Here is a 14413-nt window from a genome sequence, read left to right as displayed (position 1 = left end):
ACATATGCCTTGGCGCAAAAGCTTCAACTTCTGGAGTCGTCACCAAGGGCTTTCCATTTGCAGCAGGGCGGCTAACATCCAGAATGAAGGAGTTTTTATGCCAACGACGAGAGAAGCCTTGCGCGAATTAAATCTTGGCAGTTCCGTCGCCGAGTTCGACCAACAGCTAGAAATGTATTTCGTTGAAACTCAGCCGTTCTTAGACCTCATTGACGGTCGACGCGATATCATTGCGGGCGATAAAGGAACGGGAAAGACCGCGATATTTAAAATCCTGCACCGGCGGTACTCATCGATTCCGCAGCTGCGGAACACGATCGTAGTTCCTGCATTTAATCTATCGGGAAACCCTATATTTCAGCAACTCGCTGAAAGAGGTATTCTCGATGAACCAGAATACAACCGATTTTGGAAGGCGTATATTCTTTCAATCGTAGGAAATTGGCTTTTAAGGACAAATAAGTATAAACCCCGTTCAAAGCTTCATGCGCTAGACATATTACTTAGAGGTCTTGAACTGCGTAGTGACGCAGATGGTGTAAAAACAGTATTTGATAAGGTTGTTGCTCGCATCGGATATTTATTCGACTGGAAATCGATGGAGTTCGCCATTAATGTGACGGAAAGCGGTTATTCATTTACCCCTAAGGTCGAACTGGGGAAAAGTGATAATGTTTCTGTCAAAGTTCCGATTGAGCGGTGCCTATCCTTATTAGATGACTGCCTTCGAGAGGTCGGCAAGAAAGTATGGGTTGCACTTGATAGGCTTGATGAGTCCTTTGAGGGCTTTCCTGAAGCCGAGATACCCGCGCTGCGAGCTTTGCTAAGAACATACCTAGACTTAGAAGAATTCGAGAATATTACTGTAAAACTCTTTATCCGAAGAGACTTGTTCTCTAGGGTGGTTAAGGGCGGTTTTGTCAATCTTACGCATATAAATGCCAGGAAGATTGAGCTGAGGTGGGATGAGGACGATCTGAAAACCCTTCTCTGCCGCCGCATCAAACAAAATGAGACATTTTGCCGATTTGTCGGATGTCATCGAGATGACAATGATGGGATTTTTGCGAGGGTATTTCCAACTCAGGTAGACCAAGGCACCAGAAAGCCAGCGACCTGGGCCTGGATGATGAGTCGCATAAGCGATGGAAATGGGGTGAAGCCGCCACGTAACCTAATTGATCTCGTATCCTTTGCGAGGGAGGCGCAATTGCGTCGAGAGGATAGGTCGCCTCGCGAGATAGACGGAAACAATGAGATTATCGAAGCCGACTCGCTTCGTATGGCCTTAACGCAGTTAAGCGAAACAAGGGTGACAGACACGCTCCTCGCGGAAGCCAAGGGAGAAGTTCCTCTTATAGAAAAATTTAGGCGTAGTAAGGCTGAGCACAACCAAAGCTCTCTGGCACGGCTGCTCAGTGTCAAAAAAGATAGCGTGATCGATAAGATTCGACCACTTATACATCTAGGTCTTCTTGGCGAGGTGGGGTCGAATTATAAGGTACCGATCCTTTATCGATCTGGCCTGGAAATAACTCAGGGGAAAGCTGCTGGAGTCACGGCTGTTCAGGAAGCCGATAATGATGATGAGTAATCAACGGCGGTGCAGCTGAGTTATCGGTTGGGAGGGTATATAATAGCGGATGAGCTTCCTAAAATAGCGATACAAGAAGGCTATTGTTCCGCTAATAAGACTTACAAGTAGTAACTGAAACTCTGTCGCCAGTTGCTCCCACTTTGTGTTATTAATGCGCTTCGCGCCCAGCCAAGCCGCGCGCCCTAAGCCGCTTACGTTTAGGCGTGCGTAGTGATCATAATTCGACTCAAAGTCGCCGTATGCAACCAACCGTTCGGTTCCCGATGTGGTTAGCTGCTTACCGTCCACAAACACCGATCGTAAGCCGTCCGACAACGCCAGGAGCTGTAGCTTTCCTGCTGAGCGGTCAGCCAAAGACTCTCGCTCGATGCCGTGAATTTCCGTCCAGCCGTTGATCCTACTCACCGTCAGTGGCTTCGAAATTGGAATGCTAGCGGTAGCGGATTTTGCGTGGGTCGTGAGTGACACATACGCGCCTGCTAAAATAGCGTTAGTGGGAAGCTGGGGGGTTACGGCGTAGCGATTCATCGACCAGCTAATAGGTCGTCCAGCGTCAAACCCCATGCAGGCGCGCGAAGTTCCTTCTTTAACCCTCGGGCCCCTTTTGAACAAAACCTGATAATCACCTTGATCGGTATATACAAATAGCGTGCGACTAGATAATTTACCAACCCCATTTGCTATCGAGATTAATGGTCCGTTCACGAAAAACTCCGCAGTGGAAGTAAAATCCGCAGATAGCGTGCCATTGGAATTAAATGTATTTAGATTTAATCTATCGCCCTCTCCTTGGGCAAGTCGAAACGAAAAAAGGGGTCGATCGATAATTGAAAACTTTGTATTGCCCGGATGAACAAAATCTAATGTGGAAAAACCATTATCCATCCCGATTGCAAATCTAGAAATGCCGTTTATTCTCAGCGCGATTGCTTTCGAGCTAGATGGTTTATATCCGTCGAGCTTAAAGCAATTCGCGACTAGCGAAATGACTATATTTGCAGTTTCATTAGCTGTCTCTGCCGTCCATTCTGTGATTAAAGCTCCGCGGGGATGGTCGATATGCACGGCCTTTGCGCTCGCGCCATCAGCTAGCGCATGAAATTGTTCGTCCTCCGGCTTCATTCTCGACGCAACTTTAGAATTTGCGTCCCGCCCTGCGCCAAACAATCCCGCCGTCGGCGCCTGTGCCAATACGTCAAGCTGCGCCGGTAGCGGTCGATAAAAATAATCAACCGCAATGAAGGCGGTGCCTGACACTGCAAGCCCTATCAACAATGTCAGAAATGCTGATAGTGCCAAGCCGAAACCAAGGCTTGTCTGTGAAAATAGGCCCAAAACACGGCGTCTTACATCAAGAGCAAACAGTAAAAGTAGTCCGCAAAACAAAGCCCCGAAAATGTCGCAAAAAACATTAGTAACAAGGTAAGTAAAGCCCAAAACCCCATCAAGCGCAGCATATAAAAAGTCAAAACCGAGTAGTGAAAAGAAGAGTGTTGTAGAGAAACGAGAAAGAAAACCCCTCGTGTCCGTAGTAGTAATCGCAAAAACAACTGCTAATAAGGAACTCGCAACTGGTCCTATGTCAAGCGACTGGGATATCCATTGGGAAAAGGTGAGTGATGATGCCAGGCTGTTCTGAAAAGATGATGCGTAGATTGATGCGGCGTCGCTGGTGATGAGGGCCGTTGCATATGATTGGAGTGACGCTCCCGCGCCCACAACGATCGTGGTGGTGATGGCTATCGGCAGAAGCGTTAGAAATGTCGTGCGCCACGTGGGCCTAGGAACACTTTTTTTAAGCGCCTTGAGTGCGCGTCCGACCCTCATTGATACCCCCGTTTTGACACACCCTAAGCCTGCCAGTCTTTTCCGACAATTAGGTGAGGCATTGATGGGCGGATTTCGGGAGATCGGTGAAAGGCGATTCAACGCACTTTACTTCGGTAGAGTAGCGCCGAGTTGAAGCGATGAGCCGCTTGTCAGTCATCAATGGCCGGGAGCTTTAGAAGCGGCGCGAATTACACCAAAATCGGCGTCTTATTAAATGTTGGCGATATGTGTGCGGTTGCCCATATTCGGCAACAAAGGCGAGGTATTCGAAGAGCTTGCGCTAGATGTTGGCGCAGCCAGAACGATCGTTTGCGCCGTCTTCCTGGTGGGCTGCCGCAGTTAGTCCGGCAAGGCGGCTAAACGTGGTCGCGTGTAAATCCTGTGTAATCATGCAGGGAAAACACGGGGATTAGGGAACTGCGCGCCGCAAACCATCGCGCCCAGCGGAACTAATTATCGACTTAACAGTGCTTTAGGGCAATTGAGGGTAACGGCGGGAAATGGGCGTGACTTGACTGTAAATCTGCCCGTGCAAGCGTACGCTGGTTCGAATCCAGCCCTGTCCACCAACTTCAAGCTCACATCGCTACCGTGCCGCACCCGCTTCCCAAGCCCGGAACGCGTCGATGACGCCTTGCGGATTTTCCCATGGCACGAAATGGCCGGCGTCCACCTTCACCAGCGTCATCCCGGGCACAAGCGTGTCGAGGCCTTCGAGCTGGCTCGGCAGCAGCGCCTTGTCGCCGAGGCCCCAGATGACGAGCGTGTCCTGGGTAATCGGCGGGAAGGGCGCGTCGAGGAAAGCGGGGCGATCGGGCGTTTCGTCCATCGCGGGCACCTGGACGGCGCTGGCGCGGTACCAGTTCAGCATCGCGGTCAGCGCGCCGGGCTGTCCCCATTGATCGAGATAGACTGGTTTTTCGTCGGCTATCCGATCGAAATCGGTGTGCTTCATGAAACTGCCGTCGAAGAAGGCGGAGAGGCCGATCCGGTCGATATGCGCTTCCAGATCGGTGTTGCGGAACGCGGTGATATACTGGCTCGCCTCGCGCTGGGCCATGTCGTCGAACAGCGATTTCTGGAAGACGAAGGGGTGCGGCGCGTTGACGATGACGAGCCGTGCGATGCGGTCCGGATGTTGCAGCGCCGCCATCCACGCGATCGCGCCGCCCCAGTCATGCCCGACCAGCGTGAAGCGATCGATCCCGAAATGATCGGCGAGGGCGAGGAGGTCCGCCACGATCCGGTCCGGCGTGTAGTTCTCGACGCCCTCCGGTTTCGACGAGCGGGCGTAGCCGCGCTGGTCGGGGGCGATGACGAAATGATCGCGGGCGAGATCGGGAATGATGTGGCGCCACGTGCGGTGCGATTCGGGAAAGCCGTGGAGCAGGATGACGGGCGGGTTCTCGGGCGAGCCTTCAGCCACGACGTCGAGGGTGACACCGGTTGGCAGGTCGATATGGTGTTGTTGAAAGGTTTGCATTCGTCCTCTTCCTCGCCGTCACCCCGGACGCGTTCGGGTTCCACCGTTCCGCGTGCTTACCTGTCTGACACTTGTGCGGCACGGTGGGTGCCGGAACAAGTCCGGCATGACGATGAGGGTCAGGGATAGCTCACCGTCTTCGGCACTTCGGGGATCGGGATCCATTCCTTCTCGTCCCCCGGCACCTTCGGAAACTCGCCGGCCTTCCACGCGCGCTTCGCCTCATTGATGCGGTCGCGCGAGGAGCTGACGAAGTTCCACCAGACGTGACGCGGGGTCGCAAAGGCATCGCCGCCGCACAGCATCACACGTCCGCCCGTCGTCGAGCGCAACGTTCCCACCACGCCCGGCTTCAGCACGTAAAGCACCTGCGGCTCGAGCCGCACGCCTTCCAGCCACGCCTCGCCCATCGCGAGGTAGAGCGCACGCTCGTCGGCCGAAGCATCGATCGGCACCGTCGCGCCGGCGTCGAGCGCGATGTCGGCGTAGATCGTGCCGGCATAGGTAGTCGTCGGCGCGGTCTTGCCCCACATCGAGCCCATGATGACCCGCGCCGTCACGCCGTCGCCCGAAACGATGGGGAGTTCGGTCGCCGCGACATGCTCGAACGCCGGATCGATCTCTTCTTGCGCTTCCGGCAAGGCGAGCCAGGTCTGGATGCCCGAGAGGACCGGCCCGTGCGCGCGCTCGTCGCCGGGCGACCGCTCGGAATGGACGATGCCGTGGCCGGCGGTCATCAGATTCACCGCGCCGGGCTCGATCCGCTGCTGCGTGCCGAGCGAGTCGCGGTGGTCGATTGCGCCGTCGAAGAGATAGGTCACGGTCGCGAGGTTGATGTGCGGATGCGGGCGGACGTCGATGCCGCCGCCGATCGCCAGCTCGGCCGGCCCCATCTGGTCGAAGAACAGGAATGGGCCGACCATCGTGCGCGCCTTTGCGGGCAGCGTGCGGTGGACCTTGAACCCGCCGAGATCGTGAGTGACGGGGGTCAGCGTCACGTCGAAGAGATCAGTCTGCACGCGCGGGCTCCGTTGCGGCGAGCATCGCCGCCAAGTCCTGCGGATAGAGGGTTTCGGGCCAGTCGGCGAGGTCGGCGGGGGAAAACCAGTGATGACGATCGAGCACCCGTTGCTCCAGCGCGGTCAGCGCGCCCGCGCTCACCTCGCAGGTATCGATATCGACGCGGAAATAGCGTTCGTCGGCGGTCACATCGACGCCCTCGAAGGTGCGGAAGTCGACGGTGCGCTGCGCGACCTCGGCGCCGCAATCGATATCGAGCCCGACCTCTTCCCACAGTTCGCGCCGGGCCGCCGCTTCATAGCTTTCGCCCGGATCGACCGCGCCGCCCGGCGTGCACCAGATCGGCGCACGGTCGTCCGGCGTGAAGCGGAACATCAGGACATGGCCGTCGCGATTGACCAGAAGGATGCGCGCAGCGGGTCGCTTCGCCCTCATGCGGCGTCGAGTTCGGGATAGTGCCGGAAGATGCCGTCGGTGTTGAACGCGATCCGGCGGTCGCTCGCGAGGTACGCGGCGATTCCGGGGATCGCCGCGACCCGGTCGTGCAGCGCGGCGAGCCGGGGGTATTCGGGCGAAAGCGCGGCCATCCGCTTGGGAAACATGTAGCGCAGGCCGGCGACGAGCTGGAACAGCGAGAGATCGACATAGGACCAGTCCTTGCCGATCCAGTCGCCTGCCAGCGCGCCTTCGAAATGATCTAGGAATTTGGGGATGCGCTGGTCGCGAAAGGCGTCCGCCGCGCGCTTCGCCTCGGACTTCTGGTCGTCATAATAGGCTGAGGCATCGACGGGGTGGTGCACCGCGTGCACCTCCGCCACGACATCCGCGATCGTCAGTTGCAGGGCATTCAGCGTGTAGCGGTCGCTGCCACCAGCAAGGACCGGATGCCGGTCGGCGAGGTAGAGCAGGATGTTCGCGACCTGCGACACCGCGTGGTCGCCATCGACGAGATAGGGCGGGGCATAGACGGAAGCGCGCTTTGCCATGTCCGCCATCATCGCCTTCACGCCGTCATCGTCGCGCGCGCAATCGACATAGGCGATCCCGCCCGCCTCCAGCGCGAGGCGGACGAACTCGCCGCGCCCCTGAAGGCTTGGCCAGTACCAGAGTTTGCAGGGCATCAGTCCTCTCCCGGTGCGCGCGCGCGGATTGCGAGCGCGTGGATCCGGGTGGACAACAGATCGGCAAGCGCCTGGTTCACCAGCCGCTGTCGCGCGACTCTGTTCAGCCCGTCGAACGCCGCGCTTTCGATCGCGACGGAGAAGTGCGTCTCGCCGGTGCCGTCGTCGCCCATATGCCCGGCATGCTGGTGACTATCATTGGTCACGATCAGCGCGGAGGGGCTCAGCGCGTCGCGAAGGCGGGCGTCGATCAGCGTGGCTAGGGGTGTGGAAGCATCGGTCATCGACCCTATATAAGCCGTTTTTGCGGCGGGAAGGGCAGCGAATTGGCGCGCGGCGCTGAAAAGAAGGACAGGCCGAACGCCCGGTTCCACGGTCGTGTCGAAGGCACGGGGCGGATTTGCGATTCGCCCGATTGCCGCGAGCCGGGCGAGTTTCGCGCGCCGCCGCTGGAAGGGGCGGGTGGCGGCGACCGGCCTCCGCAGTTCCGCTGGTTCTGCCTCGATCATGTCCGCGCCTTCAACGCGCGCTATAATTTCTTCGACGGGATGACCGCGGACGAGATCCACGACGCGCAGCGCCCGATGGCTGGGTGGGAACGCGAGACGCGGGCTTTTGCGCATGCGGGCGGCGATGCCGGGCCGCGCTGGGCCGATTTCAGCGATCCGCTCGATGCCATCGGCGCGCGCTACCGCCGCGAGGTGGCGCCCGAGCGCACCGACGGCAAGCCGCTGTCGGGGCAGGACCGCGCCAGCCTGAAGGTTCTGGGCCTCGCGGCGGACGCCGACCGGACGGCGCTGCGCAAGCGTTATTCGGAGCTGGTGCGAAAACTCCATCCCGATCGCAACGGCGGCGACCGCAGCCAGGAGGGGCAGCTGCAGAAGGTCATCGCGGCGTATCAGCAGTTGCGTCAGGCGCCTGCTTTCGCCTGAGGAGCCTAACCGCGCGTGAGGCGGGCGCGCAGTTCGTCCATGCCGACGGCGGCGACCGCCTTGCCGCGATCCTCCGCTGTCAGGATGCGCGCGATGTGATCGAGCACCTGACAGGACAGGTCGAAGGTCTGGAGCAGCTTGTGATGGCGCTGCACGACGATCGGATCGTCGGTCATCACGTCGCCCATATCCTCCAGCGAGCGGCGGACGAGCGCGATTTCCTCGGCCAGGTGCCGTTCGAGATCGGGGATAGCGGCGACGGCGCCCGGAACGGGTTCGGGATGCGGTGCGACCAGTGGTGCGGTGCCGGTGCGGATCGTCGCCTGGATCGCATCGACGCGGGTCTGGCCGAACAGCGGGCCGCTCGCGGCGCGCTTGCCGGATACCCATTCGGCGACCGTGATCGTGCCCGCGAAATGAATGCCGGCGCGGGGGCCGGCCTGCCAGACGAGGCGTGCATCGACGTCCACCTCCATCCGGTGGAGTTTTAGCGTCGATCCGATCGCGGGGAAGGCCGGCCCTTCGATCATCGCACCGGTTTCGGACAGGTTGCGGATGCGCACCGGCGCGCTGGCGTCATCGGCCTCGATGCTGGCGGAGAGGAAAAGATTGGTGCGCGGCGCGCGCGCCTGCAGCGCCGCAGGGGGCGGCGGGCTGACGGCCTCTTCGATGGAGCGATCGTGGATCAACGCACACACCCGGTGATTCTGTTCTATCCAACGGACATACAGGCGCCAGGTTTAGAAATTATCTAATCTCGATCAGGTGCGCCGAGCGGGAAAAACGCTCGATAGGGGCGTGCTTCCTCGACCGCACGCGCCACGGACGGGCGGGCGAGCACCCGCGCCCGGTAGTCGCGCAGAACGCCGTGTTCCGCCGAAATCGGCCGCACCCAGTCGGCGTAGAACAGCGCCGGCGCCCCCGCGCAGTCGGCTAGGCCAAAGGTATCGCCCGCCGCCCATGCCCGCCCTGCCAGACGCGAATCGAGCCAGGCGTAAATGCCGTCGAGCATGACGCCGGCGTCGGCAACGCCGCTGGGGTCCTTCGCATCCCCGACGCGCATCGCGTCGCTGACATGCTTCATCATCGGGGTCATCACGTAATTGTCGAAAATGCGGTCGAGCATCCGCACCTCGATCGCCGCTGCCGGGTCCGCCGGGATGAGTCGGGCGGGGCCGGGATATGTGCCATCGAGATATTCGATGATGACGCTCGTCTCCAGGATCGTCTGCCCCTCATCGACGAGCACCGGCATCTTGCGCAGCGGCCAGAGCGTCGCCCATTCGGAGCCGTTATCGGGATGATCCGGATCGAGCGGGCGATAGTCGAACGGCGTGCCGTTTTCGTAGAGCGCGATCAGCGCCTTCCAGCAATAGGACGAAAAGGGATGGGCGAAGAGCTGGATCGTCATGCGGCTGCGTCCTCGCGCTGCATCAGCTGCTGACGCGCATCCTCGCGCGCGGAGGAGACGGTCGGCGCGAAGGAGCCGACGCGGCCGGTCCGGTCCTCGCTCGGGCCGGCGGGCGCCAGCACGACCCTCCCGAGCGAGAGGAAGACGGCGCCCGTGGCCTTACGCATCGCGCGCTTCCGCCATGCGCGTGGCCAGCGCCGCCAGCTGGTCGGCGCAGATGCCCCAGCCTTCCGCGAAGCCCATCTCGGCGTGCGCCTTCGTGTCGGCTTCGCTCCAGTGCCGCGCGCTCGCACGGTAGGCCGTGCGGCCGTCGCCCGTATCCGCGATCTCGATCCGCCCGACAATCGCGACCGGCTGCGGCACCTGCGGCGCCCAGTTCTCGCCAAGCGCGTTGGTGAAGACGAGGCGCGTCTCGGGAACGACCTCCAGAAGCATGCCGTCGCCGCCGTGCTCCTCGCCCCCCGGCCCGCGCATCGCGATCGCGAACCGTCCGCCGGATTTCCATTCGAGCGCGACCGGCTCCGCCTTCCATGGCTCCGGGCACCACCATTCGGGCAAGTGCTCGGTCATGACACGCCAGACGACCGCGCGGGGTGCGTCGATCGTGCGCTCGACGACCAGCTCGTCAGCGAACGCGCTCATGCCGGAACCTGCTCGCCGCGTCGCGCGGCCTCGATCCTGGCGATGTCGATCTTCTTCATCGTCATCATCGCGTCCATCGCACGCTTGGCGGCGGCCTTGTCGGTGTCGGTCGTCGCCGCGAGCAGGGCGCGCGGGGTGATCTGCCAGGAAAAGCCCCAGCGATCCTTGCACCAGCCGCACATGCTCTCCGCGCCGCCGCCACCGACAATCGCGTTCCAGTAGCGGTCGGTCTCGTCCTGATCCTCGGTCATCACCATGAAGCTGACCGCTTCGTTGGGCTTGAAGTGCGGGCCGCCGTTCAGCCCGACGAAGGCGCGGCCGAGGACGGTGAATTCCACCGTCAGCTCGTCCCCCGTCTTGGCGGACGGATTGTCGTTCGGGGAAGTATGACGCGGGCCGACATGACTGTCGGGAAAGGTCGCCGCATAGAATTCAGCGGCCTCGCGCGCCTTGCCGTCGAACCACAGGCACGTCACGAATTTGTCCGTCATCGTCTCTCTCCTCAATTGCCGGGGCCGACGACGCCGAACATGACGCCGTGGGGATCGCTCGCCACGATGATCCGGTCGCCGCCGGGGACTTCCATCGGGCCCGCATGGACTGTGCCGCCCTTCGCCTTCACGGTTTCGGCGGCCTTTTCGATGTCGGGCGCGCGAAAGTAGAATCGCCAGCCGGTCGGCTCTCCGGCCCCGGCCTTCATCGTCGCGCCGATCTGCTCGCCGGCGGCTTCGACGAAGACGTAATCGCCCATGTCGCCCGGCATCGTCATCTTGTCGGGATAGGACCAGCCGAACACATCGGCGTAGAAGGCGTTCGCCGCCGCGTGATCGGTGGTGGCGAGTTCGTTCCAGTTGCACTTGCCCATGCCCATCCGCTCCCAGGCGGTGCTGCTCTCCTCGCTCGCGCCGCGCATGACGTAGAAGGGGATGCCCTGCGGATCGGCGACCAGCGCCATCCGGCCGACGTTCGGGATGTCGAAGGCGGGCATCCGCACGCTCCCCCCGGCCGCGGTTATCTTCGCAACGGTCGTATCGACATCATTGACGCCGATGTAGAACAGCCAGGTCGGTTTTGCGCCGCCCGCCGTCATTTCGGGCGAAAGGCGCATCACCCCGCCGACCTGCCCGCCGCCGCTCGTGTCGATCATGCGGTAGTCCATCTCGCCCGAAGGCCGCGGCTCGACCGTCCAGCCGATCACTGCGTCGTAAAAGGTCTTGGACGCATCGGGATCTTCGGTCAGCAGTTCGTACCAGATCGGTGTGCCGTGTGGATTTGGCATCATATCTCTCCTGCAGCTGGCGAGGACTCAGGCGTCGACCACGCCCTGGAAACCGCCGAAGATCAGGCGCTTGCCGTCGAAGGGCATCGGATCGTCCGGCGACATGCGAGGGTCTTCCATCACCTTCTTCATCCCGGCGTCGCGGGTCGCCTTGTCGGGCCATTCGATCCAGGAGAAGACGACGGTCTCGCCTCGGTCGCCTGCACCGAGCGGCGGAAATCGGTGAGCTTGCCATCGGGCACGTCGTCGCCCCAGCCCTCGACCACGCGGATCGCACCATGTTCCTTGAAGATCGGCGCGGCCTTCGCGGCGAATTCGGTATAGGCTTCCTTGCTGGTGCCCGCGGTGACGGGAGCCAGAAATCCGTCGATGTAGATCATCGTCTCTCTCCTCTCTTTTTGATCGGTCAGGCGGCGGCGGGTTCGGCGAAGGTCGCCATGTGATCCGCCATCGCCTTGCGGTGCGCCGGGCGATCCTCGCCGCGTGCGACATAGGCGGCAAGCGCCGGGAACCCGCCAAGCACGGGTGTACCGCGCAGCCCGCCGAGCACCGACACCATCATCAGGTCCCCTACCGTAAAGACCTCGCCATCGAGCCAAGTCCTGTCGCCGAGCGAGGCCTCGAGATCGGCGAGCCGTCCCTCCAGGTCTTCCACCACCTTGTCGTGACGCGCGCGTGACCATTCGCGGTCGGCCTCGAAAATGTCGTTGATTGGCAGCGCCATGACGAAGGGCTCGACCGAGTTGAGCGCGCAGGTGAGCCACTGGATCGCGCGGATGCGCGCGCCGGGGTCGGTCGGGATCAGCTTGCCGGCCCGCTCCGCGATATGAAGCACGATCGCGCCCGATTCGAAGATATCGACCGCATCGTCGCGGTAGGTGGGGACCTGCCCGAAGGGCTGGCGGCGCTTGTAGTCCGGCGTCTTGGCGTCGCGGATCAGATCGACCTCGTAAGGCTGGCTGACCTCCTCGCACGCCCAGCGCGGGCGGATGTCGCGGACGAAGCCGCGGGCGAATTCGGGGACCCAGGCAAAGGTGGTGATGACGGGCAGGGACATCGGGAAATCCTTTCAACCGTTCGAATGGGCGCGATCAGTGGGGCCAGCCGGCAGGCGCCGCGCCGGTGAGGCCGGCAAGCCTTGCATCGAGCGAGCGCCGGAACGCGGGACGCGCCTCGCCGCGCGCGACATAGGCGGCGAGATTGGGAAATTCCTGCAGGATCGGGTTGGTGCCGAGCGGGCGCAGCACCGACACCATCATCAGGTCGCCCGCGCTGAAATCCCCGTCCAGCCAGTCGGCATCGCCAAGCCGGTTGGACAGTTCGCCCAAGCGCGTGCGCAGCCGCGCCTCGACCACCGGGAGCCGCGTCTCGGCCCACGGCTCGCGCGCTTCGATGATCTTGGCGACGACGTAATCCCAAACCGGCGGCTCGACGCTGTTCAACGCGGCGAGGAGCCAGGCTTCCGCCCGTGCCTTGGCATCGGCGCCACCGGGAAAAAGGCCAGAATGCTGCCGCGCGATGTAAAGAATGATCGCGCCGGATTCGAAGAGGACGAGGTCGCCTTTCTCGAAGGTCGGCACCTGTCCGAAGGGGCTCCGCGTTCGGTGCGCCGCCTCCTTTTGCTCGCCCCAGGATAGATAGCGGACGTCATAGGCCTGCCCGACTTCCTCGAGCGCCCAGCGGACGCGAACATCGCGGACCAGCCCGCGCGGGCCGTCGGGGGACCAGTCGTAGGAGGTGATCGTGGGGCGGGTCATCGTCTTGCTCCGGTCACGCGAAGGGATGGGGGGCCTGCGCTGCGATCATCAGCGCGGTCGCAGCAAAGGCCGCGATGCCGACCAGGAAAGGGCGCAGGCCGTTCATCTCAGGCCTCGACCGGCTTGTGGATGTCGTCGCCCATCGCGTTCGCGGCGGCCATGTCCATGTGGAGCGTGCCCCAGCCGTGACCGTCGAGGTCCTCGAAAGCACGGCTATACATGAAGCCCATATCCTCCGGATCGTGGAGCTCGCGGCCGCCCGCGGCGAGCGCAGCCTCGGTGATGGCGTCCACTTCCGCGCGGCTGTCCCGCGACAGCGAGATCAGCGGGCCGGTTTGCGTGCGCGCGTCGATGATCGTCTTGTCGGTGAAGGTCGAAAAGAACGCGCGGTCGAGCAGCATCACCACGATCGCGTCGGACCATTGCATCGACGACGCCTGTTCGTTCGAGAATTGCGGGTTCTTCTCGAATCCGAGCGCCTTGTAGAAGGCGGTCGCGTTTGCGACGTCGGCAACGGGCAGGTTCACGAAGATCATCTTGGTCATTGGAAACTCTCCCTTTCCGAATCGGTATTTGCATTGAATGCTCCGATCGGTTATTAAAAACAACCATGAAGTTAGAAAAAGTGACTGAGCGAGAAAAATCATCGACGAAGCGTTGGTATGACGATGCGTGCGGCACGGCGCTGGCGCTGGAGTTCGTGGGCGAGCGCTGGTCGCTGCTCATCATGCGTGAGCTGATGTTCGGCCCTCGTCGTTTCGGTGAGATCAAGGCGAACCTGCCGGGGGTGAGCGCCAATGTGCTCACCCAGCGACTGGAGGGGCTGGAGGCGAACGGGATCGTTACCCGTTATCGCCTGCCGTCGCCGGCGAACGTGCCGGTCTATGACCTCACCGATTGGGGGCGGGAGAGCGACTCGGTGATCCGCGATCTCGGGCGATGGGCGGCGCGGTCCCCACGGCACGATCCGATGCTGTTCATGTCGCCAGCCTCCGCGATGATGTCGCTGAAGACGCTGATCGATCATGATCGTGCCCGGACCGAGCGTGTCACGGTCGCGTTCCACTTTCCGGCCGACGCCTTCATCGCACGCGTCGCGGACGGCGACGTCACGATCACGCGTGGAGAGGCTGGCGATGCGGAGGCAACCTTTACGGGCGATACGATGGCAATGCGTCACACGGTCTACGGCAAGCACCCGCTGACACGAGATGGCGCTGGCGGGACGCTGGCGGTGACCGGCGACATGGCAGCGGCGCAGGGTTTCGTCGATCTGTTCGCGCTGCCGCCGAAGATCACGGTGGGTTGACCTGCTGACGATCCGTTCGCAGTGAGGCGGGT

Annotated in this window: 18 protein-coding genes and 1 pseudogene; 3 read left to right on the top strand and 16 right to left on the bottom strand. The window is 61.6% G+C overall.

From position 1 onward, the window contains the following. Positions 1–97 precede the first annotated feature (97 nt). Complete coding sequence (locus BOS5A_RS11660) at positions 98–1594, top strand: P-loop ATPase, Sll1717 family (protein WP_151955265.1); 1497 nt, start codon at positions 98–100, stop codon at positions 1592–1594. Here BOS5A_RS11660 and BOS5A_RS11655 read toward each other — a convergent pair whose 3' ends face one another. From BOS5A_RS11655 to BOS5A_RS11630, 6 genes are all read right to left on the bottom strand, one after another. Beyond that, on the bottom strand, positions 1595–3424 hold the full coding sequence (locus BOS5A_RS11655; protein WP_151955264.1) for a hypothetical protein: 1830 nt from the start codon (positions 3422–3424) through the stop codon (positions 1595–1597). Between the two features lie 589 nt (positions 3425–4013). After that, on the bottom strand, positions 4014–4910 hold the full coding sequence (locus BOS5A_RS11650; RefSeq protein WP_151955263.1) for an alpha/beta fold hydrolase: 897 nt from the start codon (positions 4908–4910) through the stop codon (positions 4014–4016). Positions 4911–5029: 119 nt separating this feature from the next. Beyond that, positions 5030–5929 carry a pirin family protein gene (locus BOS5A_RS11645; protein WP_151955262.1) on the bottom strand — a complete coding sequence of 300 codons (900 nt, stop codon included), beginning with the start codon at positions 5927–5929 and terminating at the stop codon, positions 5030–5032. After that, entirely contained in the window at positions 5919–6365 is a 447-nt protein-coding gene (locus BOS5A_RS11640) for an NUDIX hydrolase (RefSeq protein ID WP_151955261.1), read from the bottom strand. Before BOS5A_RS11640 ends, BOS5A_RS11645 begins: the two co-directional genes overlap by 11 nt. Next, complete coding sequence (locus tag BOS5A_RS11635; RefSeq protein WP_151955260.1) at positions 6362–7051, bottom strand: glutathione S-transferase; 690 nt, start codon at positions 7049–7051, stop codon at positions 6362–6364. The genes BOS5A_RS11640 and BOS5A_RS11635 overlap by 4 nt, the downstream gene beginning before the upstream one ends. Then, a complete protein-coding gene (locus BOS5A_RS11630; protein WP_151955259.1) occupies positions 7051–7335 on the bottom strand; it encodes a BolA family protein in 285 nt (94 codons plus the stop codon). The genes BOS5A_RS11635 and BOS5A_RS11630 overlap by 1 nt, the downstream gene beginning before the upstream one ends. A gap of 42 nt (positions 7336–7377) precedes the next feature. Here BOS5A_RS11630 and BOS5A_RS11625 point away from each other — a divergent pair, with 42 nt between their 5' ends. Next, entirely contained in the window at positions 7378–7983 is a 606-nt protein-coding gene (locus BOS5A_RS11625) for a J domain-containing protein (RefSeq protein ID WP_151955258.1), read from the top strand. 5 nt (positions 7984–7988) lie between these two features. On the opposite strand, the gene BOS5A_RS11620 is transcribed toward BOS5A_RS11625, so the two are convergent. From BOS5A_RS11620 to BOS5A_RS11575, 10 genes and pseudogenes are all read right to left on the bottom strand, one after another. Then, entirely contained in the window at positions 7989–8672 is a 684-nt protein-coding gene (locus tag BOS5A_RS11620) for a PilZ domain-containing protein (RefSeq protein WP_199857352.1), read from the bottom strand. Between the two features lie 62 nt (positions 8673–8734). Beyond that, a complete protein-coding gene (locus BOS5A_RS11615) occupies positions 8735–9394 on the bottom strand; it encodes a glutathione S-transferase family protein (RefSeq protein ID WP_151955256.1) in 660 nt (219 codons plus the stop codon). After that, the gene (locus BOS5A_RS11610) at positions 9391–9561 is read right to left on the bottom strand and encodes a hypothetical protein (protein ID WP_199857351.1); all 171 of its coding nucleotides are present in this window, start codon (positions 9559–9561) and stop codon (positions 9391–9393) included. Before BOS5A_RS11610 ends, BOS5A_RS11615 begins: the two co-directional genes overlap by 4 nt. Further along, positions 9554–10036, bottom strand: a complete 483-nt coding sequence (locus BOS5A_RS11605; protein WP_151955255.1) for an SRPBCC domain-containing protein — start codon at positions 10034–10036, stop codon at positions 9554–9556. Before BOS5A_RS11605 ends, BOS5A_RS11610 begins: the two co-directional genes overlap by 8 nt. Beyond that, positions 10033–10527, bottom strand: a complete 495-nt coding sequence (locus BOS5A_RS11600; protein WP_151955254.1) for a VOC family protein — start codon at positions 10525–10527, stop codon at positions 10033–10035. The genes BOS5A_RS11605 and BOS5A_RS11600 overlap by 4 nt, the downstream gene beginning before the upstream one ends. An 11-nt stretch (positions 10528–10538) precedes the next feature. Beyond that, positions 10539–11315, bottom strand: a complete 777-nt coding sequence (locus tag BOS5A_RS11595) for a VOC family protein (protein WP_151955253.1) — start codon at positions 11313–11315, stop codon at positions 10539–10541. Positions 11316–11342: 27 nt separating this feature from the next. Continuing rightward, a pseudogene (locus BOS5A_RS11590) lies at positions 11343–11695 on the bottom strand (DUF1428 domain-containing protein). Positions 11696–11721: 26 nt separating this feature from the next. Further along, positions 11722–12372, bottom strand: a complete 651-nt coding sequence (locus BOS5A_RS11585) for a glutathione S-transferase family protein (protein WP_151955252.1) — start codon at positions 12370–12372, stop codon at positions 11722–11724. A 34-nt stretch (positions 12373–12406) separates the two neighbouring features. Next, entirely contained in the window at positions 12407–13072 is a 666-nt protein-coding gene (locus BOS5A_RS11580) for a glutathione S-transferase family protein (protein ID WP_151955251.1), read from the bottom strand. A gap of 107 nt (positions 13073–13179) precedes the next feature. Continuing rightward, positions 13180–13617 (bottom strand): VOC family protein, encoded by a 438-nt coding sequence (locus tag BOS5A_RS11575; protein WP_151955250.1) that lies wholly within the window; start codon positions 13615–13617, stop codon positions 13180–13182. A gap of 80 nt (positions 13618–13697) precedes the next feature. Between BOS5A_RS11575 and BOS5A_RS11570 the strand changes: the two genes are divergently transcribed. Continuing rightward, positions 13698–14381: a winged helix-turn-helix transcriptional regulator gene (locus BOS5A_RS11570; protein WP_234419316.1), complete on the top strand. Its 684-nt coding sequence runs from the start codon at positions 13698–13700 to the stop codon at positions 14379–14381. Positions 14382–14413: the final 32 nt, after the last annotated feature.

The organism is Sphingomonas sp. EC-HK361 (genome assembly GCF_902498785.1).
Taxonomy (GTDB): Bacteria; Pseudomonadota; Alphaproteobacteria; order Sphingomonadales; family Sphingomonadaceae; genus Sphingomonas.
This window is presented reverse-complemented; position numbering and strand designations above follow the sequence as displayed.

What these genes read in the sequence shown, in the direction of transcription:
- BOS5A_RS11660 (WP_151955265.1), top strand. Translation starts at nt 98, where the DNA reads ATGCCAACGACGAGAGAAGCCTTGCGCGAATTAAATCTTGGCAGTTCC.
- BOS5A_RS11655 (WP_151955264.1), bottom strand. Translation starts at nt 3,424, where the DNA reads ATGAGGGTCGGACGCGCACTCAAGGCGCTTAAAAAAAGTGTTCCTAGG.
- BOS5A_RS11650 (WP_151955263.1), bottom strand. Translation starts at nt 4,910, where the DNA reads ATGCAAACCTTTCAACAACACCATATCGACCTGCCAACCGGTGTCACC.
- BOS5A_RS11640 (WP_151955261.1), bottom strand. Translation starts at nt 6,365, where the DNA reads ATGAGGGCGAAGCGACCCGCTGCGCGCATCCTTCTGGTCAATCGCGAC.
- BOS5A_RS11635 (WP_151955260.1), bottom strand. Translation starts at nt 7,051, where the DNA reads ATGCCCTGCAAACTCTGGTACTGGCCAAGCCTTCAGGGGCGCGGCGAG.
- BOS5A_RS11630 (WP_151955259.1), bottom strand. Translation starts at nt 7,335, where the DNA reads ATGACCGATGCTTCCACACCCCTAGCCACGCTGATCGACGCCCGCCTT.
- BOS5A_RS11615 (WP_151955256.1), bottom strand. Translation starts at nt 9,394, where the DNA reads ATGACGATCCAGCTCTTCGCCCATCCCTTTTCGTCCTATTGCTGGAAG.
- BOS5A_RS11610 (WP_199857351.1), bottom strand. Translation starts at nt 9,561, where the DNA reads ATGCGTAAGGCCACGGGCGCCGTCTTCCTCTCGCTCGGGAGGGTCGTG.
- BOS5A_RS11605 (WP_151955255.1), bottom strand. Translation starts at nt 10,036, where the DNA reads ATGAGCGCGTTCGCTGACGAGCTGGTCGTCGAGCGCACGATCGACGCA.
- BOS5A_RS11600 (WP_151955254.1), bottom strand. Translation starts at nt 10,527, where the DNA reads ATGACGGACAAATTCGTGACGTGCCTGTGGTTCGACGGCAAGGCGCGC.
- BOS5A_RS11595 (WP_151955253.1), bottom strand. Translation starts at nt 11,315, where the DNA reads ATGCCAAATCCACACGGCACACCGATCTGGTACGAACTGCTGACCGAA.
- BOS5A_RS11585 (WP_151955252.1), bottom strand. Translation starts at nt 12,372, where the DNA reads ATGTCCCTGCCCGTCATCACCACCTTTGCCTGGGTCCCCGAATTCGCC.
- BOS5A_RS11580 (WP_151955251.1), bottom strand. Translation starts at nt 13,072, where the DNA reads ATGACCCGCCCCACGATCACCTCCTACGACTGGTCCCCCGACGGCCCG.
- BOS5A_RS11575 (WP_151955250.1), bottom strand. Translation starts at nt 13,617, where the DNA reads ATGACCAAGATGATCTTCGTGAACCTGCCCGTTGCCGACGTCGCAAAC.